The organism is Vibrio sp. T13N (assembly GCF_032970445.1).
In the GTDB taxonomy this organism is placed as follows: Bacteria; Pseudomonadota; Gammaproteobacteria; order Enterobacterales; family Vibrionaceae; genus Vibrio; species Vibrio diabolicus.
The window spans coordinates 1-24,040 of record NZ_JAWJYE010000004.1 but is presented as its reverse complement, the minus strand read 5'-3'; the positions used below and the strand labels follow the sequence as shown (position 1 = coordinate 24,040).

Genomic DNA, 24,040 nt, shown 5'->3' with positions numbered 1-24,040 from the left:
TTAAGTAACTCACGAGGTTAAGAAAAGCTAGAAATGCAGAGGATAATAATAACCTTGGTGAATATAAGCACCTAATGTTGTGAGTAAGTGAGCGCTATCGGCGGTTTCTACGCCTTCAACAATGACTGTACACCGATACGTATTTCCCATGGCGATTAACTGACGCAACGTTTCCACTTTCTTATCGTCCGACTTTAAACCAATCACAAACTCCCGATCTATTTTCAAATAATCTGGATTGATTTTACTGATGAGCGACACGTTGTTGTTGCCAGTGCCAAAGTCATCGATACTGATTTTACAATCCAGTGCTTTTAGTTTCGCGACATTGCCATAAATCTCGGAGGTATAGTACATCGATGCATTTTCCGTGATTTCAATCGTCAGTAAACGACAATCTCGGTTAGATAGTTCTCTGTGTAGGATTGAAAAGTTGCGTCCTCGCAGCAAAGAAGGACAAATATTGATGCTGATAGGAATAGGCAACGCTTTGTGCTTAGTATAGATGGACTCTATCACCAGTAAGGTATGAGTAAGGAGCAGCCCATTTCGGATCAGTGTCTCAATAAACCGTTGCGTATTTTTTACCTTAAACCGCGAGAGCGCTTCGTAATGCACAATCTTTTGCGCTGAAGTGTCATAAATCGGCTCCAGTTTGATTTTAAATTGTCGAATTGCACACAAATAAGCCATAAAGGCTTGTAGGGAGCGATGACGCAGTATTATTAGAAACAGCAAGCTTAATAAAATGATGCTTTGAAACGGTCCAGAGATGTAATACACCTCTTTATAGCCGCTGTTCTTCACGTGATAGTTGAAAAAGCGTTCATTGGTGTTACCAATTTCTAAAGAGGTCCCTGTATTGGTTGATAGCTTCATGCCGGAAAGAAAAAAACGCGAAATATGATTTTCAACGTTGTCGGATAAGTTAATGTTTTTGACACGAACCAAAACGGTCGCGTTATTCAAGTCAAATGATTGGGTCGTATAATTGCTATTATTACTCCACTCTTCAAATGCTTTTTTGCTGACAGGGACAACGGTTTCGGGGGTGACTAAACACCGGATATTGAAACGGTCCAGCATCATGCTCGATTCGACCAGCTTTACATTATCAAAGAGCGACTTCAATTCACTTTCATCAGCAAAGCAGCTCTTTTGGGAAAGGTTCTCTGCAATTTCGAAGGCGTTATCCAGATAATTATGTTTCACAATGCTGTTTATCGCGTAATAACAGATGGCAAAGAAAATGATCGCTGTGATCAACACGACCCACAGCGTATCTGAATAGATCTTTTTATTACGCAGACAAATACGAAGGGCTTTGCCAAGGCTGTTTGTTGTGTATTGATTGATCTTGTGTTGATGGTCGATGCCATTCTGATGGTTGTTTTGCATAGTAAAAGGGATGAAGTATCCGGTCCGGTGAATATTTTCGATAATATTTTTTTTTGTGGTTACGTGTTCTTCCGTGAGCTTGCGAAATTTCTTTCTTAGAGCGGCCACCGCGTTTTTAAAGCCATTTTCAGGCAGTGTCATTTTGTATTGTTGAGTGATTTTGCTTTCTATCAATCGCTGGCTAATTGGCGTATTTAAGCTGCCGTATTTGGCGATGGTTGACAGAATGGCGTACTCATTTGGGTTGACAGGAACGGAGTGGTGGAGTGATTGATTGAGCTCTAAAGATATTTCGTTTTCGGACAAGCAAACGCAGATTTGGTTTCCAATTTCAAACCTAATCATGTGTTGGTGTGCTCCAAGTTTAATTTTTGGCTACGTTATCAATAAAGCTAGGAGAGGGATGTGATTTTTTACGGGGATATCCATAATAATTGGATATATTCAAGGTTTTAGGTTTTTTTATGCAGGGCGTAGTAACCCATTATTCATAGTTAATGAGGTATAAAAAACCCGAGCAGCGGCTCGGGTTTCGTCGATATTCAGCAAGGCTTATTAACAGATAACTTTTACTGCTAGGCCGCCTTGAGAAGTCTCACGGTATTTCGCGTTCATGTCTTTACCTGTCTCTAGCATGGTTTCGATAACTTTATCTAGAGAAACAGTAGGAGCAGAAGAACGACGCAGTGCCATACGAGTTGAGTTGATTGCTTTTACAGCTGCAATACCATTACGCTCGATACATGGAACCTGAACCTGACCTGCAACTGGGTCGCAAGTTAGACCTAGGTTGTGCTCCATCGCAATTTCAGCCGCCATACATACTTGCTCTGGGCTACCACCCATAAGCTCAGCAAGGCCCGCTGCTGCCATAGAACATGCCACGCCAACTTCGCCCTGACAGCCAACTTCTGCACCAGAGATAGACGCGTTACGCTTGTAAAGACCGCCAATTGCACCAGAAGCTGCGAAGTAACGGATGTAGTCTTTCTCAGTTACGGTTTGAATAAACTTGTCATAGTAAGCCAGTACCGCAGGGATGATGCCACATGCACCGTTAGTCGGCGCAGTTACAACACGACCACCTGCTGCGTTCTCTTCGTTTACTGCAAAAGCAAACATGTTTACCCAGTCAACAACAGACATTGGATCGTTTGTTGTTTTTTCAGAAGTAAGCAGTTGCTGACGAAGTGCAGCTGCACGACGAGGTACACGTAGTGGACCAGGCAGAATGCCTTCTTCGTTCATACCGCGATCCATACATTCGCGCATTGTGCGCCAGATGTTTGCGAAGTAAGTACGAGTTTCTTCGTCAGAATGAAGCGCATGTTCATTTTTCATGGTTAGCGCACTGATAGACAGGCCGCTTTCATGACATTGCTTTACAAGCTCTTCTGCCGTTGTAAACGGGTAAGGAACTTTTACTGGGTTCTCAACTTCTTTACCGAAGTTTTCTTCATCAACGATGAAACCACCGCCGATGGAGTAGTAAGTTTTTGAGTACGCTTTTTCGTCATCAATCCAAGCGTGGATTTGCATGCCGTTTTCGTGTAACTCAAGGTTTGTTTTGTGGAAGTTCATTCCACCTTCACGTGGGAACGATACTGTGTGACAGTGCATGCCAACAGGAAGGCGTTCAGTTTCTTCTACGCGAGCGATAAAGCCCGGGATAGAATCGATATCAACTTTCTCAGGAGTGTTGCCTGCAAGACCCATGATGATAGCAATATCTGTGTGGTGACCTTTCCCTGTCAGTGATAGTGATCCATAAACGTCAACGGTGATTTTAGTGATGTCGCGCAGTTTTCCCATTGCGCGAAGATCATCAATAAACTCTTTACCCGCTTTCATTGGGCCTACAGTGTGTGAGCTTGAAGGTCCAACACCGATTTTATAGATATCAAAAACACTAATCATATCGATTACCTCAGAAGAAAGCCTCCCAAGGGGAGTTGGGAGGCTTAATTTTATCGTTATATTTTTGGATTAATCATACCGTGCTAGGGCAGGGATGATTAAAGAGCGCCGTAGATTACAGAACTAATGGCAGCAAGACCACAGATTGCTGTGAAAATTTGCACAGGTGCTGAAGTTTTGTACTTAGCCATCGCTGGAACTTTTTGCATTGCGAAGATAGGCATCAAGAATAGGATTGCCGCAATCATCGGTGCGCCCATTGTTTCAATCATACCTAGGATGCTTGGGTTAACGATAGCAACGATCCAAGTTGTGATTACGATGAAGATAAGAGACATCTTCTCGATCTTGCTTACTGGCGATTTTGAACGAGATTTCACTAGACCAACTAGACCTTCATGCGCACCTAGGAAGTGGCCGAAGTAGCTAGAAGTGATAGCCGCGAAAGCAACCAGTGGACCTAAGTAAGAGATCAGTGGAGACTCATGAACGTTTGCTAGGTAAGAAAGAACAGAGATGTTTTGCTCTTGTGCTGTTGCTAGTTGCTCTGGAGACAGAGAAAGTACAACAGAGAAAACGAAGAACATTACAAAGCCCATTAGCATCATCGCTGCGCCACCAGTGATAGCGTCAGTTTTCTTAACTGCGTCATCACCGTATACACGACGTTGTTCTTTAGAGAACTGAGAAATGATTGGGCTGTGGTTGAAAGAGAACACGATAACAGGGATTGCTAGCCATACGATAGCTGGCATTGCACCCCAGTCAGGTGATACTTCCATCATTGAAGTGTTCCAACCAGGAATTAGGTACACAGACAGCGCTAGTAGGATGAACACTAGAGGGTAAACCATCGCTGAAGTTGCTTTCAGCATAAGCTCTTTACCGAACACTACGCCCGCTGTCATTGCAGCGATAAGTGTACCGGAAAGTAGCCAGCGAGGAATAGATTCCATACCCATTTGGTTAACTAGGAAAGAGTCAACCGTGTTTGTGATACCAACACCGTAGATAAGTACGATTGGGTAGATAGCGAAGAAGTAAGCGAACGTAATAAGGTTTGCGCCAGTCTTACCAAAGTGCTCTTCTACTGTGTCAGTGATGTCCGCTTCTGGGTTTTTCGCAGAAAGAACGAAGCGAGCTAAAGATTTGTGTGCGAACCAAGTCATTGGTGCTGCGATTAGGGCTAGGATTACTAATGGCCAAAAGCCACCTGCACCTGCTTTAATAGGAAGGAATAGTACACCGGCACCTACTGCCGTACCAAAAAGGGACAGACACCAGGTAAAGTCTTTGTAAGAAAACTTACTAGACGATTGTGCGGTAGAAACCGCAGAAGTAGTTGTATTCATTTTTTAGTTACTCATTTTGGGAACAGGAAATAAGTCGGGAGTAATTTTGCAAGATTTTACACTAGGAAAATTAGATCTAAATCATTTATTGCTTACGCTTATTGAATGATATGTCAAAAACCTGCTTTTTATCACGAAAATGATGTGCTACTCGTGATTTCTGCTAATGAGTAAAATTAGAAAAACTTATCGATAGGGCTGTTTGTATAAATTTATTTCACCGCAAGCGTTTGCGGTGAAAACGGCAAATTAATCTAATGTGAATGAATGTTTATGAAGCAACGTTTTATTAATATTGATGCGCATGATGATCGCATCCATAAAAATACCGATATCAGAAGTTTTTAATGTGAAATGATATGTTTTTGCATCGATTCGATGATTTGTGCGGTCATGCCCCAGATGAAATGCTGTCTATATGGGATAGCAAATACACGATGACTGCTGTTTTTTAGGTCAAACTTGGTGCTGTACAATTTTGTCGGATTCAGAATGTGGTTAGCAGGAACTTCAAAAACAGACTCCACCTCATTTGGGTCAATATGCGTTTTATACTCAGGAGAAATAAAGGCCAAAAACGGTGTCACATTAAACTGACTAATCGTTGGCAATGTTGGAAGCTGGCCAAATACATGAATATGTTCATCTTCTATACCGACCTCTTCTTTGGTTTCTCTTAATGCCGTATTGATTAGATGATGATCTTCCTGCTCAAACTTACCGCCGGGGAAACTGATTTGTCCCGGATGATGACGCAAGTGCGCTGCTCGCTTTGTCAAAATGACCTGTAGCCCCTCCGGGCGTTCTACAAAACCAATTAAGACCGCTGCGTCTCGCAGTGATTTTCCTTTCATCCATTTCAGTCGCGCGAGGGACTCTTTGTGGTAACCCGTTGGAAGCCGAAATTGAAAGTTTTGCAGTAATTGAGTTTTGTCGATAACCAAACCAAATCCTTATTTATTGTGCCTAACCACTATTTATTATACTCAATGGCCGCAAGAGGCGTGGTGCTATCGCCGTTGGTACGGTATTAAAGTAGTAGTACGGCAATACCAAAGCATGTCCATTGGTTCTTTCCCTGCTTTGTGTCGTGTGTCTCACTCTGCTTGGGTATAATAATTTGAAACTTATAAGGTTATAAACCATTCTTTATTTTAAGACGTCACTATAGGGCAAGTATTGACTGATGAAAGGGATTATTTTCACCGAGTTCATGGAGTTAGTGGAAGAGAAGTTTGGTCTCGATGTGTTAGACCAAGTGCTCGACCTTTCTAATGACGAAGGGATTTATACGGCGGTTGGTAGTTACGATCATAAAGACTTGGTTAAATTGATTGTGAATCTCAGTAAAGTATCTGGCATTCCACCTGAACAACTGCAAGAAGTATTTGGAGAGTGCGTTTTTTTGAATTTACTTCGCTCGATTCCTAGTCACGCGAGTTTGCAGCAGTGTGAAACGACATTTCAATTTGTTCGCCATGTTGAAGATTTTATTCATGTCGAGGTCAAAAAGCTCTACCCAGATGCTAATCCTCCTCAGTTTGATTTTATCAGCGAGACTCAATCAAACATGGTGTTTGATTATCGAAGTGCGCGGTGCATGTCTCACGTATGTTTAGGTCTAATAAAAGGTTGCGCAGCGCACTTTGGTGAAGTTATTCATATCAAACACCAAAACCAGTCAGAAGATGGTAGCCAGGTTCGCTTTTGGTTAGAGGCACAATAAGAACGATATGACAGGAAGTTCCTCGCTAGAAAGGAAACTCAAACGAGAAATCGAATCAAGAAAAGCAGCTGAGCGGTTATTGGAGCAGAAGAGCTTCGAACTTTATGAATCTACTCAACAGCTAAGTGTTGCTTTGAAAAAGCTTGAGTTGAAATCAAAAAAGGATTTACGCAAGTTTGAGTTCGAAGAGAAAGTTGACGCGACGCTGATTAAGTTTGGTCGAACTTTTTTGTCGAGCACGTTTGATGAAGCCATGATTGCCAGTTTTATTGAACAGCTCACTTCGAACTCAATCATTTCTGCGGCTTACTTACATCTTGATTCCACAAAACTCTCTTCTTTGCGCAGACATCATTTTGGTCATTTACAGCTTCGCCATGAGAATACGATTAAGACTGTCCCCAATTGGCAGGGGGAGAACTTGCATTTGCCTATCATCATTGACAAGCAAACAGTAGGGGAGTTGATCTTCTCTGTTCAGTTGGATCAAATCGATCAATCGTTTATTTCCAAACAGATGGAGCTGGTATCGGATTTGGTTCATGGGGTCATTGGGCGGCATTTGAGTTTAGAGCGAGAAGTGGAGCTGCGAAAGCGAGCAGAGGAATCGGAAAAAGCGACGAAAGAGTTTGTCGCAATGATTAACCACGAGTTGCGTACACCTCTTAATGGCGTATTAGGTAGTGCTGAACTACTAAGTCGAACACAGTTAGGTGAAGAGCAACGCCATTACCTAAACAATTTGACTCAATCGGGAGACTTGTTGAGGGTTATCATTAACGATCTTCTCGACTTCAGCAAGATGAATGCCGGTATGATGGAAATCATCGATAAGGTCTTTGCTTGGGAAGAGCTTGAAAAAGCCATCATGGGGGTATTTTCAGCTAAAGCAGCAGAAAAGCGAATTCATTTCTCCATCGATAAAAAGCTCGGTATTCCCGAGTTTTTAGTTGGTGACTTAGAGCGAATTACACAGATCTTGGTCAACTTGGTGGGAAATGCTATTAAGTTTACTCATTTGGGAGGGGTGGTGCTGCGAGTGGAGTGGATAAACGGTATTGCGCATTTTGAGGTTGAAGACACGGGTATTGGCATCCCGATAGAAGCACAGCCCTCATTATTTGACCCATTTGTGCAAGTAGATCGCTCGGCGAAGCGCAGTTTTGAAGGCTCAGGTTTGGGCCTTGCGATTTGTAAAAATCTAGTGGATTTGATGCAGGGCGAGATTAGCTTTGAAAGTGAAGAACGCAAAGGTACCACCTTTAAAGTCTCTATTCCTCTAAAGGAGGGGCAAGCCCAAGGCGCAGCAGAGGGGGAATTAGCTACTATAGAGCGAAGTGATTTGGCAGGACGCTCAATATTGGTGGTTGATGACATCAGAATGAACCAAGTGATAGTTACTCAAATGCTGAAAAAACTCGACATTACGCCTGATTTAAAAGCCAATGGGAAAGAAGCCTTAGAAGCGGTGAAAAACAAAGATTACGAACTGATATTTATGGATTGCCGAATGCCAGAAATGGACGGTTATGAGGCGACGATGTATCTGAGAGAACGTGGCTTTACTCATCCTATTATCGCATTAACCGCTGGCACTACCATCGAAGAGCGTCAAAAGTGCATTGATTCAGGCATGGACGACATCCTCACTAAGCCGTACACCGCAACCGATATTGAACAGATCATGTGTAAGTGGCTTGAGCAGTAGACGCTGCCTCTTAAAAAACGGATTCTTGTTAGCCAACGGCTAAAAGCCAAAGTACCTGTAAATAAAACACACAAAAAACGCTCCACACTGGATAATGCCGATCGCTTAACGATGTTTCTTGTGTCATTCCAGCGAGCCTTGGCGAGACTAGGAATCTAATAGCGCATGCTGAGCGGCTAATGAAACAAATTTGACCATAAAGTGCTCGGATAGAAAAGCCTACATCACGCTCCTTCATCGCTGTACAGGATGACGAGATACAGAAATATGCCCACTCGCTGTTAAACGAGCGGCATTATCCGTACTGGAGGCGTTTTTGCTTGTTTTCGTTAGCAGGATTCATAGACCGTTGCCATTTGACGAAACCTACGATTGCAGCGCTGGCAAAATCTTTGAGAGCTTATCCAACGTTTCTTGATATTCAGAAGCGCAATCGCTATCTGCAACGACGCCGCCGCCAGCCCAAGCGTACAGTTTGTGATTCTCCGCTACGAGAGTGCGGATGGTGATGCTGGTATCCATACGACCATGGCGAGAAATGTAGCCAATACTGCCGCAATACGCGCTACGTCGATGCGGCTCTAATTCTTCAATGATCTGCATTGCGCGAACTTTAGGTGCACCCGTAATTGAACCGCCTGGAAAACACGCTCGCAGCAAATCTGCAGGAGAGTATTGCTCATCCAAATTCGCACGAATGGTGCTCACCAAATGATGCACTGCGGGGAAGCTTTCAATCTCAAACAGCTTTGGCACGTGAACGCTACCCGGTGACGCAACTCGACCAATGTCATTACGCAGCAAATCGACAATCATTAGGTTTTCTGCCTGATCTTTTTCCGCTGTCTGCAAGTCATGGGCATTAGCGTTATCTTGCCTTGGATCTTCGCTGCGTGGTCGAGTACCTTTGATTGGTTTCGTTTCAATGACGCGATCTTTGAGTTCTAAAAAGCGCTCTGGAGAGATACTCAAAATTGAAGACTCAGGCATACGGATAAACGCTGAGAATGGCGCTTGGTTGGCGGACTCCAATTTCAGATACGCTTGCCACTCACTGCCTTGATACGGTGCGTTAAAGCGCTGCGCCAAATTGATCTGATAGCAATCACCGCTCAACAAGTATTCTTGCACCTTGTCAAAGCGAGTAGCGTAGCTCTCTTTCGTCATGTTTGACTGCCAATCACCAGACAGAGCAAAGTCAACGCTTTGCTCCGCTTCTTGTTTTTCTAACCATTGCCAAGCTTGCTCGATATTCTGACCGACTAAGCATGCTTTTTTAAGCTTGTGGTCAACAACGACGGCCCATTCATACAGACCTACCGCCATATCAGGCGTGTTGAGATCTTTTTCGGCCAGTTCTGGCATCGTTTCTACGCGTCGACCTAAATCGTAACTGAAGTAACCGAGCGCTCCGCCGACAAAAGGCAAATCCAATTCTTTATTTAACTCAACGTGAGGAAGCCACTGTTCTTGCAACTGATGAAGCAGCGCAAATGGGTCATCTTGAGTTGAATAGGCATTCGATGGCGTTTCAACTTGTGTGCTTTCGGCAGTGGTTTCTAACGTTGCAATTGGGTTGGCAACCAACACATCGAAGCGACTATCGATATGCGTTTCTGATGCAGAACGCAGCAACATCGCCCAAGGCTGGTGTTGAATGCGAGAAAAGAGGTGAAGAGCAAACTCTGGTGCGTATTCCAGCGCTTTAAAATCAATGAATTGATTGTCCATGTTGTTCATTTGTGTAATTTGTGACAAAGAGATCGTTCACTGCATGGCATGTCATGGGCAGCAAGAGTATCATATTCCTCTGTATAGCCAAACTCCCTCTATTCATAGGGTTTTGAGATGGTTTACAAGTAGGCGACTTCAGCGTTTCGTGTGTCGATATCAGCCGTTCGACAATTGTTTATAAAAAACGAAGCTCAAAAGAGCAATAAGCTCAACAAACACGATTGAAGCCAAGCCAATAATGGAAGCATAACTATAACGAGGCATGTAATGACGGTAATACGCAAGCAGGATGTGATCAGCAGTGTCGCTGATGCGCTACAGTATATTTCTTACTACCACCCGCTAGACTTTGTTCAAGCTCTTGAAAAAGCCTATCACCGCGAAGAGAGCCAAGCCGCTAAAGACGCGATTGCTCAGATCCTAATTAACTCCCGAATGTCCGCAGAAGGTCACCGACCAATTTGTCAGGATACTGGTATCGTGACGTGTTTCGTCAACATCGGTATGGGCGTGCAATGGGACTCAACCGACATGACGGTTCAGCAGATGGTAGATGAAGGTGTTCGACAAGCGTATACGAACCCAGACAACCCGTTGCGTGCGTCAGTACTTATGGATCCTGCCGGTAAACGTATTAATACCAAAGACAACACGCCTGCTGTCGTACACATCAACATGGTACCGGGCGATAAAGTTGAAATTCAGATCGCGGCGAAGGGCGGCGGTAGTGAAAACAAAACTAAGATGGTGATGCTAAACCCATCTGACGATATTGCTGAGTGGGTAGAGAAAACACTACCAACAATGGGCGCGGGCTGGTGTCCACCAGGTATGCTTGGCATTGGTATTGGCGGTACGGCTGAAAAAGCAGCGGTATTGGCAAAAGAATCTCTAATGGAACACATCGATATTCAAGAGCTTATTGACCGTGGCCCACAAAACGCAGAAGAAGAGCTTCGTCTTGATATCTTCAATCGCGTGAACAAACTTGGTATCGGCGCGCAAGGCCTTGGTGGTTTGACAACTGTTGTCGACGTTAAGATCAAAACGGCGCCAACGCACGCTGCTTCTAAGCCTGTTTGTTTGATACCGAACTGTGCGGCGACTCGTCACGTGCACTTCACGCTTGACGGCAGCGGCCCAGCAGAGCTAACTCCACCTAAACTAGAAGATTGGCCAGATATTACTTGGGAAGCGGGCGAAAACACGCGTCGCGTAAACTTAGACACGATTACTAAAGAAGAAGTACAAGAGTGGAAGACAGGCGAAACGGTTCTTCTATCAGGTAAAATTCTGACTGGTCGTGATGCTGCGCATAAACGTATTCAAGGCATGCTAGATAATGGCGAAGGTCTACCAGAAGGCGTAGATCTAAACGGTAAGTTCATTTACTACGTAGGCCCTGTCGATGCAGTTGGTGATGAAGTCGTTGGTCCTGCTGGCCCAACAACATCAACTCGTATGGATAAATTCACCGATATGATGCTAGAAAAAACTGGCATCATGGGCATGATCGGTAAAGCTGAGCGTGGCCCTGCAACGGTTGAATCTATCAAGAATCACAAAGCGGTTTACCTAATGGCTGTCGGCGGTGCTGCGTACTTGGTTGCGAAAGCGATCAAGAAAGCTCGCGTTGTCGCATTTGAAGATTTAGGTATGGAAGCGATTTACGAATTTGAAGTTGAAGATATGCCAGTAACAGTGGCTGTCGACTCAAATGGCGTTAACGCGCACCAAATCGGTCCTGACACTTGGAAAGTGAAAATCCAAGAGATGGAAGCGTAAGGCAAACGGTAATCTTACATTGTCTCAGTAGAGAGAATGTGACAAGGTGCTGATTTACCTAGCAAACATTTGACAAAAGTGCAGCGAAAACTGCACTTTTTGTCTATATAATGTAGATATAAACCTCAGGGCATAGCAATCAAACGTTATGCGAACAATAATTAGGAGACGGCATGCCTCGTTTTATTCAGATTCTACAAATTATTCTTGCTGTAGTGGTAGGTGGCTTTGTTGGCTACGACTTGATCCTTCACGGCATCAGCATTTTTGATGAGAAGTACGTGACCATCACATGTGTGTTGTGGCTGATTTTAGAAATCGCTCTATTTGTTATCTATAAATTAATCGAAGACGACTAGACTCAAAGAAAGCAGGTTTCTGTTCAACACAGTAATCAGCATAAATAGGGTCACTAATGCTTTAGTGTTGATTAAGTAAGCCTCTGAACCACTCAGGGGCTTTTCTTTTTTCACCCTGCTTTAAGCGAATGTTTTGTTCATCTTTTATTAAGGTATATAAAGTTAAACTCATAGAATTCGGGATAGAACAGTATTCATAGATCGAAATTCGAAGTCGCTGACAACGTTGTTTTAAAGTGGAGTAAGATAAAGAAGCGTAATGAAGAGAATAAAGAAAGAAGTTAATGACTTTATCAACAGAGGTATGGACTCTAATGTTCGAATTGCTGTCACCGGACTTTCTCGTGCCGGTAAGACGGCATTCATCACGTCATTAGTGAATCAGCTTCTTCATACTGCAACCCATGACAATTTGCCTCTTTTGACTGCGGCTAGAGATAAGCGCCTTATTGGGGCGAAGCGTGAGCCTCAATCGAATATGATGGTGCCACGCTTTGCTTACGACGAAGCGATGAGCCAGATCCATGCGACCCCACCTCAATGGCCAGTACCAACACGGGATGTGAGTGAGATTCGCTTAGCGCTCAAGTACAAACCAAATAAAACCACGAAAAAGCTGTTGAGTAAAACCGCAATTTTAAATGTTGATATTATCGACTATCCAGGAGAGTGGCTGCTCGACCTGCCTTTATTGGACATGGACTTTGCGACGTGGTCGCAAACTCAGTTTGATGCACTTAAAGGCCAGCGTGGCGATTTAGCCAAAGCTTGGCTGTCTGAATTAGAAAAGGTGGATCTTTCTGCTGAAGTGAACGAGAAACTACTCGAGAAAGTTGCGCATACATACACCGAGTACCTTCATGCCTGTAAAGACGCAGGTCTTCATTGGGTACAGCCTGGCCGCTTCGTATTACCTGGTGAGCTCGGAGGCGCGCCAGTGCTACAGTTTTTCCCGTGTCGTGCTGATTCGGAAAGCAAGGCGCTTAAGGGCAGCAACTTAGCGATGCTCGAAGCGCGTTTTCAGGAATACCAACAGAAAGTAGTGAAAGCGTTTTATAAGCATCATTTTGCGACCTTCGATCGCCAGATTGTGCTGGTGGATTGCTTGCAGCCTCTCAATGCTGGCGATGAAGCGTTTTACGACATGCGCCAAGCGCTAGAACAGATCATGCATAGCTTCCGTTATGGTCGTAGTAGCTTTTTGCGCCGTTTATTCTCACCAAAAATCGACAAAGTGCTGTTTGCTGCCACAAAAGCGGATCACATAACGCCCGATCAGCATCCCAATTTAGTGTCTTTGCTACAACAAATGGTGCATCCAGCGTGGCAAACCGCAGCCTACGAGAATATCGAGATGAGCTGCATGAGTATCGCTTCTATCCAATCAACCACGACGGGATTTATTTCTTCTGGAGATAAGACGATTCCGGCGTTACAGGGTACGACGTTGGATGGTGAGCCGATGACGATGTTTCCGGGAGAAGTGCCGAAAAAGCTACCAAATGCGGCTTATTGGCAAAACAACGGGTTTGATTTTACGTCATTCCGTCCAATGCCCTCACCGAATGATGAGCCAGTGAAGCATATACGCTTAGACAAAGCACTGGATTACCTGATTGGAGATAAATTGAAATGAGTGAGTTGAAGCAAAAACAAGTTTTCTCTGAAAAGGCAATGGAAAAAGAGCAGCAATCGAATCAACCGGAGTTGACGGCGCAGCAAACATTCGGCGAAAAAGAAACATTCGTACCTGTTGAAGTTAAAGAAGAGCGCCAGGAGACCGAACAGGAATTGCAACTCGAGCATGTCATTCGTCCAAAACCGGGCAGAAAGTGGCTCGCGACTGGCGCATTTGCCACCTTCGCTGGTTTGGTTGGCTGGCAAGCGGTGGACTCGGTTATAACCGCAATTCAAACTTCTGATTGGCTGGCTTTAAGCTGGACGGGGTTTATTGCTGCGATCGCTTCGCTTGGTTTAGGGGCGATGGGTAAAGAGCTTTGGAAACTGCGCAAACTACGAAATCATTTTAGTGTTCAAGAAGAAGCCGAAGCACTTGTTAATAGTGAGAGTGTGGGGAAAGGGAAAGCCTTTTGCGAAACAGTGGCAGAACAAAGTGGTGTGATGGCAGAGAACCCGGGCTTTGATCGTTGGCAGAACAGCATTAACCCTGCTCATAGTGATGCTGAAATCCTTGATATGTATGACTCGATGGTTGTGAGCCAACAAGACAAATTGGCAACGAAAGTCGTATCGCAGCACGCAACCGAGTGTGCGGCCCTAGTCGCGGTGAGCCCTCTGGCTGCCGCTGATATGTTGCTGGTGGCGTGGCGAAATTTCAAAATGATCGACAACCTCTCCAAGGTATATGGGGTAGAGCTAGGTTATGCCTCTCGCATCAAGCTACTAAAAGCGGTATTTGTCAATATGGCGGCGGCTGGTGCCAGTGAGCTAGCTATTGATGCCAGTATGGACTTGATGTCGATGGACCTTGCAGGCAAAGTCTCCGCTCGTGCGGGGCAGGGGCTAGGCGTTGGTATTCTCACTGCACGTTTGGGCTTGAAAGCGATGACCTTATTGCGTCCACTACCTTGGTATCCTGACCGTCAGGTTAAATTGGGCACCATACGCAAGGCTGTGGCGGCGAAAGTTGCATCAATTACGATGAAACCGTAACGAATATCAACTTTGATGGATAGGATTGCTTGACGCCATTCCAAGCATGATAGAAACTACTGTCAACTTTTCCTGACAGTCGTGAATTGGGATATTTTCAGTGCGTCTTGAAGTCTTATGTGAAGATCGACTCGGCTTGACCCGAGAACTGCTCGATATTTTAGCGTCTAAAAGCATCGACTTGCGTGGTATCGAAATCGATATTAGCGGTATTATCTATTTGAACTGCCCAGATATTGATTTTGATACGTTTAGTGAGCTGATGGCTGAAATCCGCCGTATTCCGGGGGTGAAAGACGTACGTAAAATCCAGTTTATGCCGATGGAGCGCCACAATACGGAGTTGCTCTCGCTAGTTGATAACTTGCCCGATCCGGTTTTTGCCATCGACCTTAAAGGTGCCGTAGACATGGCAAACATGTCTGCACTTTCACTGCTTGGTCTTCACACGCAAGAAGTAATTGGTACTCAGATCGGAGCTTTGCTGCCAAGTGTTCGTTTTTCTCGCTGGTCTGAAGGTGTGAATGGCAGAACGCGGGAAAACCTTGTGATTGATGGCTTGGACTATGTTCTTGAGTTGATGCCAGTTTATATCCGAGACGAAGCGCAAAACTCGACTCTAGCGAGTACTCTAATGACGATTCGCTCTAGTCAGCAAGTTGCCAGAATTGAAGAAGCGCTGCCACTGCATAATCCCCTGGGTTTTGAGCACTTTGTTGGAATATCGAACCGCCATAAAGCGCTAATGAATCAAGCTAAGAAGCTGTCTGTGCTTGACCAGCCACTGTTGATTGAAGGCGAAACGGGGACCGGTAAAGAAATGCTTGCTAAAGCTTGCCACAGCCGTTCTAGCCGTGCGAGTAAGCCATTCTTAGTTTTGAGTTGTGCTTCGATGCCTGACGATGTGGCAGAAACCGAACTTTTTGGTCACGCGCCGGGTTCATTTAATCATGAACAAGGTCACAAAGGCATCTTTGAGCAAGCAAATGGCGGGACGGTATTTCTTGATGAAATCGGTGAAATGAGTTCGCATCTTCAAATCAAGCTGTTACGTTTTCTACAGGATGGTAATTTCCGTCGTGTCGGTGCAGAAGATGAGATGCATGTCGATGTTCGTATCATCGCTTCAACAAAACATAACCTTGCCGAACTTTCTGAGGCAGGAATGTTCCGTGAAGATTTGTATTATCGTCTCAACGTACTTACGCTCAGCATTCCTCCGTTACGTAAGCGCTCAAATGACGTTGCGCCATTGCTTGAGTTATTTGTGGCGAAACATGCTCAACAGCTTGGGATTGATAAGCCAGAGTTTGATGATGGTCTAGTTGATGCCCTTGCAAATTATCAGTGGCCAGGAAACATGCGCCAGCTGGATAACATGGTTCTTCGAGCGCTCACAGAAATGGATGGTGGTATACTAAACGCGGAGCACTTCAATTTACCTCAGCCTCAATCAGTCGGCGCAGGTAGTGCAACGCTTAACATCGACGGTTCATTGGATGAGATCATGCGTGACTATGAATCTCAGGTTCTGGAGCGTTTGTATCAGTCATTCCCATCAAGCCGCAAGCTTGCTAAGCGCTTAAATGTATCGCATACCTCAATCGCTAATAAACTGCGTGATTACGGTATCCGCAAGAATTAATCGAATTGAACGAACAGACGGAATTGATCATTTGTAATGGAAGATAACAGCTCATCTATCGCCGTTCATAAGTTGGACGGTGACTTGCTTCTTCGTACCGCTGAAATCGGTGACGCAGATATGATTGCCGAGTATTTTCAAGCGAACCGAGAATACCTGAAACCGTTTGAGCCGAAACGTGAAGAGGCTTTTTTCTCAGTGAACGGTTGGTTGCAAAAGCTTATCAAGCTCAATGAGCTGCATCGAATGGGGTTGGGGTATTATTGCCTCTTGGTCAGAGCCTCTTCGGGTGAAATGCTAGGTACGATATCCTTTAGTAATTTGAGTCGTTTCCCTTTTTATTCTTGTAACGTCGGATACTCTCTCGCTGAAAAAGCACAAGGGCATGGTTATATGCGTCGTGGATTAACTATGGCTTGCGACTACATGTTTAACGTTCAGAAACTGCATCGTATTCAAGCCGGGTACATGCCTCACAACAAACGTAGTGAATCTGTGCTAGAGCATGTAGGGTTCAATCGAGAAGGGTATGCAAAAAATTACCTTTTGATTAATGGTGAATGGCAAGACCACGTTCTAACGTCACTTATTAATCCGAATTGGCAACCAGAAGGGCGATAGTATGGAGCGATTGGAAAAGCAATTAGCACTTGTAATCGAGCTCGATAAACTCAAAAGTATTTTGCGCCGAACTCGAGTTAAAAGTGCTGAAGGGCGTCTCGAAAATAGTGGTGAGCATAGTTGGCATGTCGCACTGATGGCAATATTGATGGAAGAGCATGCAAATGCACCTGTTGATATTTGCCGAGTGATGAAAATGTTATTGATACATGACGTAGTAGAGATCGACGCGGGGGATACCTTTGTTTATGATACTGCCGCGTCTCAAGAGCAGGCAGAAAAAGAAATTAGAGCGGCAGAACGCTTGTTTGGTATGTTACCCAGCGATCAGGAGCAAGAATTATTGGCGCTTTGGCATGAATTTGAAGCCGCGCAGACCGATGATGCTAAGTATGCAAAAGCACTCGATCGGTTAATTCCAATGCTCTTGAACTACCATAATAATGGTCAGAGTTGGAAGGAGCATGGCGTCTCTCGTGAACAAGCACTTACCATTAATAAACGAATTGAATTTGGCTCTGTTACCTTATGGGACAAAGCGAAAGAGTTGATAGAAGAAGCCACAGAGAAAGGTTGGCTGAAATCGTAATAAAGGAGACTGAATGTCTTATTTGCCTTTGGATGAATACCAAAGAAAATGGATTTTTACGCATCAGTCGATGCCTGTGCCAGAAGAAGATTTGGCTTTTATTAAGCCGATGAGCCAAGCTCGTTCAGCACAATTTTGGAAAGAAAATATTAGTGCTCAAAGCCCCGATATGGATCGACTTAGCTCCCAAGATTGGCCAATGAATGAGGCGAACTGGTCTGAAGTCGTTGATTGGATGGCTGCGTGGGAGTTGGATGATCCGGACATGCCAGCGGAAGTAGAAGCACATATCGATTGGCAAGACGATGTGACCGTTTACTTTTGCTACGAGAAGTACAATGTCATCGAAACTAAGTGGTCGATTTTTAAAAAGCATTGGAAGAACTTTCTCTTTTATGATGATGGTCCAATATTGATTGGACGTCGTCGTTCACAAGCGCTTTGGTTTGACTCAAAGGGCAATGTGAAACTCGGTGTTCGTCAATAACGAGTTATACTGCAAAGCCACCTTTTCGAGGTGGCTTTGTTTTTCTAAAGGCTGGATAATGGACTCAACACGCCGCCAGCCCCGCGCTCGATAACGTGAGTATAGATTTGGGTGGTTTTTACATCGGTGTGACCAAGCTGCTCTTGTACTGTTCTAATGTCAGCACCAGACTCCAATAAATGCGTGGCAAAGCTGTGCCTGAGTGTATGGCATGTTACTGTTTTCTCGATACACGCATCCGTTGCAGCGCGCTTTACCGCTCTTTGTATTGCACTTTCATTGATATGATGCCTTCTGAGCTCTCCGGTGTCCCGATCTGTACTTAACTTTGTTGATGGGAATAAAAAGTGCCAGTTAAAATCTAGCTCCGCTTTTGGGTATTTACGTCGTAAACCTTCAGAGATGTATACGCCCGCATAACCAGGCATGTGCCTATCTTTAAAGTAATAGTTTCTTGCTAAATTAACTTGAGCTTTGAGTGGTTCATGCAGTTCTTTGGCTAATGTGACTGTACGATTTTTACCTCCTTTTCCTTGCCAAACGCGAACTGCACCATAATCATAATCGATGTCTTGAACTCTTAAGCGTAAACATTCCATAACTCGAAGCCCTGAGCCATAAAGCAACTGAATATGGAGTTTATACCTCGGGTCGATATGTTGAACGAATCGTCGGATCTCCTCCCTAGTTAACACAACGGGAAGTTTCTTTTCGGTCAGAGATTTCTGAAATCTCATATCAAGTGATAGTGGAGTTTTGAAATAATCACGATATAAAAATGATATTGAGTTCAGTGCCAAAGCTTGCGTTTTTACCGCAACTTTTTCTTTTACCGCTAAGTAACTCAGGAACTGAACGACATCATCTTCTGCTAGTGTCGAAGGGTGGGCAAGCTGGTGGAAAGTGATAAAGCGTTTTATCCAAAATAGATAACTTTCGATGGTTTTATTCGCATAATGACGAGTAAGCATGTGCTCTTTTACACTAAGTAAAAACTGACTTTTCATGATAAAATTGACCTGTTTATTTATACAGCCCCTTCAGTCTATCAGCTCTTTTGTAATTAGCGTGCATTGCGCCGTCTAATTGCGCGCGCGACCACACATATTCATACTGTTTTTCTATTTGTTTCATGTATATAGGTGCTACGATTCATAGCGCTTTTGATCAGAAAGAGGGCGGTAGCTTGCCAGAAAGGAGGCAAATTGCCGTATAGAAAGCGTTATACAAAACAGTTAGGTTTAATATGGTGAAAAATATTTGCAGTGTGTGCATATTGGCTGTTTGTAGCTTTAATACATGGGCTGGTTGTGATGAAACTAGTGCGCAGTGCCTTGTGTTTGTTGACGGATTAGAACATACCGAATCCTGTCGAGTTTCTATTTGTGCTAACACCAGTGAATATCAAGCAGATGTAATCTTAGAAAATGGAGGCTCGGTTACTGTTCGTTTGGATAGTCAGTCACAAAATATTAGTATAGACAAACATGAGGGAACGCTAGTTCCTTTCGCAATATTGAAAGAAAATTTAACTTGCTACGTAGCGTCTGAGATAGGTACAACATATTGTGTAAAAGACGTTTTGCTCTAGAGATAATGCTTTGTATAACAAACAATTCAAGCAGACCCTCAACGCTCGCCGATTTTGGTTTGCGTCGTTTTCGGTGTTGCCGAGCAATGCGGAAAGTAAGCCAGGGCGTTTCGGGCTACTTAATTGGGCGTTAGGCGATAGGAGAAATATTGAACATGAGAGACAAGGTTGTGCTATTTATCGAGGCTACGACATTTTTGCTATTACTAGTAATAGGTATCGCGTGGGCTATGCAACCTTCAGGTGATTTTGAACCATACTTTGTTGTTTTTAGTCTGGTCTTTGTTGCAACAGAGATATTTCGACGCTATTTCATGCCGAGTGGGAGTAAGCATAAATTTACTCCTGCTGAGCTTGTCCAGCATCGAGAAAAACTGCGCCCAATCTTTGAAAAAGAAATATTTAGGTGTCGCCACGAGAAGCTACGAAAAGATGCAATAATTCGACACGTTGACCGTGTAGATTCGTACCCAAATACTGATGAATCAAAGTCGGGTATATCGCCTTGGTTTAAGGTTGCTTTAGTTGACACTTACCATAAAGGAATAATGGTTATTTTGAGTGCTGAAAGGTTGTATATCCATGATGGAAAATATACTAATGAAAAAAGTAACTCTACAGAAGAGATACGAGCCTATTTAGTCGGGAAAATACCTTATGAGGACATTGAAGCAGTCAACATAGATGGTGATGAATATTATTACTTTCCTCATATCTACTGTCACTTTAGCCATAATAACGAGCCCTATGAAGAGCTCGTTTATTGCCAAGAAGTTGATATGAATAATGGTCATGTGCATTACAGTGAGCTAGTATCTTTTGCTGATGTGCAGAAACAAAGTAAAGAGTTCGCTGAAAAAATCGCCTAACAAACTGTTTAAGAGTGATTCGCAACGCGTGGCATTTTTACTATGCGTTGCGTTTAGTGTTTAAGGTGGCATGCGGAAGCATCGGTATTGCGTTGCTCACACCTTAACAGGGCGTTATGTTTCAATACAAAAAAAGCCAGTGGGTAAAGTACCTCCACTGGCTTATTATATGGTGCGGGTTGGGGATTCGAACCCCGGGGACTATCTCGAGAACATCTGTGAATCATATCAAGCAATAACTGAATCTTTGGTTACCCGCAGTACCCCTGAGCCGCACCATTCAATCATCGTATTCAAGTCCATAACTGGCACTCCCATAACTGTACATGCTAAACCTAAAATTGCGCCTGCGTATACAACCAGAGACAAGATACCGCTCGTCAAGTCTTCAACGAATGCTGATTCTCTCAATTAGTTTATATCAAGTTCAAAACTCAATATTAAAATCAGTTGCATAACAATAGCATGATTTAGATAATATTCAATGGTTTGTAAGGTGTTGTTAGCGCCAGAACATAACAAAGCATTTAAGAGTGATTCGCAACGCTTGGCAGTTTCGCTTCGCTCAAGTATAGCCAATCGCCGCTCACACCTTAATGCGGCGTTAAATTGCAATGGAGTAAAGTAGAACAAGAATGGATAAGTACACATTTATATCTGAAATGACTAAAGCGTTAGCTTGGCCCGCAACGTTGGTCGTTGTTTTACTGCTGTTGCGCAAGCCTTTGGTTTCGTTGATTCCATTCATGCGTAAATTGAAGTTCAAGGAACTAGAAATGGAATTTTCAGAACAGGTTCAAGCGTTAAAGTCTGAAGCTGAAATCGATGAAACTTCTGAAATTGATACACCAGCAATAAATATTCTCCCTTTTTCCACACGAGCTGCGGTATTGGAGGCATGGATGGAACTAGAAAATGTTGCAGCATCACTAGCTGCTTCTTTTTGGAGTTCATCAAATACATCTCCGTTTAAAAACTATCCGAAGTTAGGACATTATCTGCATCAATGCGGTGTTTTAAGCGATACACAACTTAAGTCGTTTGATGAACTACGAAAGTTACGGAATCAACTTGTGCATACGCAAGAAGTGGAATTAACAGAAGATGATGCAAAGGCTTATATTTTGGTTGCGTCAAACTTAGTTAACCAAATTAAGGGCAAGTAATCAGCAATTTAACAAACAGTTCAAGTGGGATTCAGCACGCGTGGCATTTTTGTAATGCGGTGATTTTGGTGTTGAAGTGCCATGCGGAAACTTGGTCATTGCGTGCTTCACCCCTTAACTGGGCGTTATACAACATTCAAATTAGGAGCAGTGGATGTGATTGATACTTATCAAACATTGATTGCGGGAGTAGTTGGTTTCGTAGGCGTGATCATTTCAATTCTTGCTAATGGTTTTTTTGCTAGAAAACAGCATGGGCAAGGTATCGCGCAGAGAAGAAAATCTATCATTTCAGCGATTAAAGCAGAGTTGAATGTCAATCTTACAAGTTTTGAGGGGCGTGCGGAGATACTTAAAACTCCTTCAAATGGAAAGCGAACGGCATTTCCGGTCAAAGTATTTAATGATGTATATAAAGAGATGTTGGGTCAAATCGGCTATTTAACTGAAGAAGAATGTCGCTGTATTATAAATATCTATTTGTTACTTGAAGAGTTTCCCAATAGGGTAAAACTACTGCTGTCTGATTCAGAGTATTCGATTGATGATTTCATTGTTATAACGGACCCTAGCCATAGGTGTAGTTTACAAGAAGCTCATGTGGAGTACGTGAAAATGATAAATTCAGCAATAAAATCTTTGGGTTAGTTGCTACTGTTGTATAACAAAGCGTTTAAGACGGATTCACAACGCTTGGCAGTTTTGGTTTGAATCAGCTTTAGTGTTTACGCCGCAATAGTTTAGGTTTGGTGGTCGCGTTGTTCACCACTTAACGCGGCGTTAGTTGCCAACGAGGAAAAATGTACCTAGAGCAGAATGTTTAGGGCTAATGTCCATGTGTTTTTGGCTAGGTTTTCGTATTTCAATTTCTAGTTATTTGGGTTTGTGAAAATCGTGCTTTGGTTTCTTTCTTGGTTTGGGTTTTCTGCTTCAGAAGCCGCTTTATTAGTTGAAAGTCTGCTCTGCTGCTTTGCCGTTCCAAAAGGTTTGTTTGTTGTTCAAAGTCCGTTTTCTACGGCGTTGTAAATTCCAAGTGGTTTCAGTGACAGGTGCTTTGAAACTGCGCCTGATTTGGGTTTCTTAATAAAACACGTAAAACTAGTGTTGGCAAAGCGGTAATTAACATCAAATCAAAGCTTTAGGTTTGGCAACTAACAAAGCATTCAAGAGGGATTCACAACGCTTGGCGGTTTTAGTTTGAATCAACTTTAGTGTTTACGGCACAATTGCTTAAGTTGGGTGGCGGCGTTGTTCACCCCTTAATGCGGCGTTAAGCGTACACATCGGAACCGATGTCTAAAGGAAACTATGAAAATAACAACATTAGTGGATAACACTCGGCTGGACGGTAGGCAAGATTTGGCTGTTGAGCGGGGGTTATCATTACATATTGAAACTGAATCATTGAATATACTGTTTGATATGGGGGGAGGAGATACGTTTTGTCAAAATGCGCCTTTACTAGGCGTTAATATCGAATGTGTTGATATTGCGGTTATATCGCATCGACACCATGATCACTGTAATGGTGCTGTAGATTTTGTTTCTCACAATTCTAAAGCCAATGTGTTTTTGAAAGATTGTGAAGAAAAAAACTACTACTTTAGTGCTTATGGTTTCAAAAATGATGTTGGTATCAATACAGATTTACTAAAAGACAGCAATGATCGCCTAGTATTCGTTAGCCAAACGACTGAAATTGCGCCGAATGTATTTGCTATTACTGATATAAGTACCAAACACGAAAAGCCAAAAGGAAACCAATATCTATATACGCAATCTCAAAATGGATGGGAGTCCGATACATTCGACCATGAACTACTACTAGTGATAAAAGAGCATGATGGTTTAGTTATATTTACTGGTTGTGCTCATAGTGGAGTTCTTAATATGGTTGACACTGCTGTTAGCTATTTTCCGGGTGAGAGAATTAAAGCAGTCGTTGGGGGCTTTCACCTAGTTGGGTTGCCACTATTCGATAGTATCGGTGGGACTAAGCAAGACATCAAAGACCTTGGTCTCGCGTTGTTACAATACCCCATTGATAAACTATATACAGGGCACTGCACAGGTAAGAAGGCTTATGGTTTGCTAAAAGAAGTACTCGGAGAGCGTTTAGAGGCAATCCCCACCGGAAGCTGTATTAATGTATAGCGAAAAGTACGCTTAACAAGCAATTTAAGAGGGATTCACAACGCTTGGCACTTTTGCTTCTACTTCAAATTTAGTGTTTATGGCACAATGCGTTAGGTTGGGTGTAGGCGTTGTTCACCCCTTAATTGGGCGTTATTTCCGCAACGGATCTCTCAGGCTGAATGTACGTGGTTGTAGCCTAAGAGTGAAAGTGGCGGGGTAATAGGTTGGAAAAGCGGCGAAAAGGGCGAATATTGGTCATTTCCATGCTAGCCTTAAAGCGCTTT

General features: G+C 43.5%; 20 protein-coding genes. 14 read left to right on the top strand and 6 right to left on the bottom strand.

Annotated features, from left to right (window positions below; all coding sequences use genetic code 11):
• Positions 1 to 27: 27 nt before the first annotated feature.
• The 4 genes from R2S67_RS07725 to R2S67_RS07710 form a co-directional block, all read right to left on the bottom strand.
• Complete coding sequence (locus R2S67_RS07725; RefSeq protein WP_317343092.1) at positions 28 to 1,743, bottom strand: EAL domain-containing protein; 1,716 nt, start codon at positions 1,741 to 1,743, stop codon at positions 28 to 30.
• Between the two features lie 210 nt (positions 1,744 to 1,953).
• The gene (locus R2S67_RS07720) at positions 1,954 to 3,315 is read right to left on the bottom strand and encodes an L-serine ammonia-lyase (RefSeq protein WP_005396900.1); all 1,362 of its coding nucleotides are present in this window, start codon (positions 3,313 to 3,315) and stop codon (positions 1,954 to 1,956) included.
• Between the two features lie 98 nt (positions 3,316 to 3,413).
• Positions 3,414 to 4,667, bottom strand: a complete 1,254-nt coding sequence (locus tag R2S67_RS07715; protein ID WP_317343091.1) for an aromatic amino acid transport family protein — start codon at positions 4,665 to 4,667, stop codon at positions 3,414 to 3,416.
• Between the two features lie 344 nt (positions 4,668 to 5,011).
• The gene (locus R2S67_RS07710; protein WP_046876183.1) at positions 5,012 to 5,611 is read right to left on the bottom strand and encodes a CoA pyrophosphatase; all 600 of its coding nucleotides are present in this window, start codon (positions 5,609 to 5,611) and stop codon (positions 5,012 to 5,014) included.
• A 242-nt stretch (positions 5,612 to 5,853) separates the two neighbouring features.
• Here R2S67_RS07710 and R2S67_RS07705 point away from each other — a divergent pair, with 242 nt between their 5' ends.
• Together R2S67_RS07705 and R2S67_RS07700 are read left to right on the top strand one after the other, a co-directional pair.
• Entirely contained in the window at positions 5,854 to 6,393 is a 540-nt protein-coding gene (locus R2S67_RS07705; RefSeq protein ID WP_012841652.1) for a heme NO-binding domain-containing protein, read from the top strand.
• A 7-nt stretch (positions 6,394 to 6,400) separates the two neighbouring features.
• Positions 6,401 to 8,101, top strand: a complete 1,701-nt coding sequence (locus tag R2S67_RS07700; protein ID WP_114323198.1) for an ATP-binding protein — start codon at positions 6,401 to 6,403, stop codon at positions 8,099 to 8,101.
• Between the two features lie 366 nt (positions 8,102 to 8,467).
• On the opposite strand, the gene pabB is transcribed toward R2S67_RS07700, so the two are convergent.
• The gene (gene pabB, locus R2S67_RS07695) at positions 8,468 to 9,832 is read right to left on the bottom strand and encodes an aminodeoxychorismate synthase component I (protein ID WP_317343086.1); all 1,365 of its coding nucleotides are present in this window, start codon (positions 9,830 to 9,832) and stop codon (positions 8,468 to 8,470) included.
• A gap of 270 nt (positions 9,833 to 10,102) precedes the next feature.
• Between pabB and R2S67_RS07690 the strand changes: the two genes are divergently transcribed.
• From R2S67_RS07690 to R2S67_RS07655, 8 genes are all read left to right on the top strand, one after another.
• A complete protein-coding gene (locus R2S67_RS07690; RefSeq protein ID WP_005376905.1) occupies positions 10,103 to 11,620 on the top strand; it encodes a fumarate hydratase in 1,518 nt (505 codons plus the stop codon).
• Positions 11,621 to 11,793: 173 nt separating this feature from the next.
• A complete protein-coding gene (locus R2S67_RS07685; RefSeq protein WP_012841654.1) occupies positions 11,794 to 11,979 on the top strand; it encodes a hypothetical protein in 186 nt (61 codons plus the stop codon).
• A 259-nt stretch (positions 11,980 to 12,238) separates the two neighbouring features.
• The gene (locus R2S67_RS07680) at positions 12,239 to 13,615 is read left to right on the top strand and encodes a YcjX family protein (RefSeq protein ID WP_317343056.1); all 1,377 of its coding nucleotides are present in this window, start codon (positions 12,239 to 12,241) and stop codon (positions 13,613 to 13,615) included.
• Complete coding sequence (locus R2S67_RS07675) at positions 13,612 to 14,652, top strand: YcjF family protein (RefSeq protein WP_199803995.1); 1,041 nt, start codon at positions 13,612 to 13,614, stop codon at positions 14,650 to 14,652. The genes R2S67_RS07680 and R2S67_RS07675 overlap by 4 nt, the downstream gene beginning before the upstream one ends.
• 100 nt (positions 14,653 to 14,752) lie before the next feature.
• The gene (gene tyrR, locus R2S67_RS07670) at positions 14,753 to 16,297 is read left to right on the top strand and encodes a transcriptional regulator TyrR (protein ID WP_317343055.1); all 1,545 of its coding nucleotides are present in this window, start codon (positions 14,753 to 14,755) and stop codon (positions 16,295 to 16,297) included.
• Between the two features lie 36 nt (positions 16,298 to 16,333).
• A complete protein-coding gene (rimJ, locus tag R2S67_RS07665; RefSeq protein WP_317343053.1) occupies positions 16,334 to 16,918 on the top strand; it encodes a ribosomal protein S5-alanine N-acetyltransferase in 585 nt (194 codons plus the stop codon).
• Between the two features lies 1 nt (position 16,919).
• The gene (locus tag R2S67_RS07660; RefSeq protein WP_005376917.1) at positions 16,920 to 17,507 is read left to right on the top strand and encodes an HD domain-containing protein; all 588 of its coding nucleotides are present in this window, start codon (positions 16,920 to 16,922) and stop codon (positions 17,505 to 17,507) included.
• A gap of 13 nt (positions 17,508 to 17,520) precedes the next feature.
• Positions 17,521 to 17,994 carry a DUF2947 domain-containing protein gene (locus tag R2S67_RS07655; protein WP_012841656.1) on the top strand — a complete coding sequence of 158 codons (474 nt, stop codon included), beginning with the start codon at positions 17,521 to 17,523 and terminating at the stop codon, positions 17,992 to 17,994.
• Between the two features lie 44 nt (positions 17,995 to 18,038).
• Here the strand turns inward: R2S67_RS07655 and R2S67_RS07650 are convergent, their stop codons facing one another.
• A complete protein-coding gene (locus R2S67_RS07650; protein ID WP_253644787.1) occupies positions 18,039 to 19,001 on the bottom strand; it encodes an integron integrase in 963 nt (320 codons plus the stop codon).
• A gap of 739 nt (positions 19,002 to 19,740) precedes the next feature.
• Here R2S67_RS07650 and R2S67_RS07645 point away from each other — a divergent pair.
• The 4 genes from R2S67_RS07645 (at position 19,741) to R2S67_RS07625 (ending at position 23,774) form a co-directional block, all read left to right on the top strand.
• A complete protein-coding gene (locus tag R2S67_RS07645) occupies positions 19,741 to 20,454 on the top strand; it encodes a hypothetical protein (protein ID WP_317343049.1) in 714 nt (237 codons plus the stop codon).
• A gap of 635 nt (positions 20,455 to 21,089) precedes the next feature.
• A complete protein-coding gene (locus R2S67_RS07640; RefSeq protein ID WP_317343048.1) occupies positions 21,090 to 21,620 on the top strand; it encodes a hypothetical protein in 531 nt (176 codons plus the stop codon).
• Between the two features lie 156 nt (positions 21,621 to 21,776).
• A complete protein-coding gene (locus R2S67_RS07630; RefSeq protein WP_089204769.1) occupies positions 21,777 to 22,268 on the top strand; it encodes a hypothetical protein in 492 nt (163 codons plus the stop codon).
• Between the two features lie 660 nt (positions 22,269 to 22,928).
• Positions 22,929 to 23,774, top strand: a complete 846-nt coding sequence (locus R2S67_RS07625; RefSeq protein WP_317343044.1) for an MBL fold metallo-hydrolase — start codon at positions 22,929 to 22,931, stop codon at positions 23,772 to 23,774.
• Positions 23,775 to 24,040: the final 266 nt, after the last annotated feature.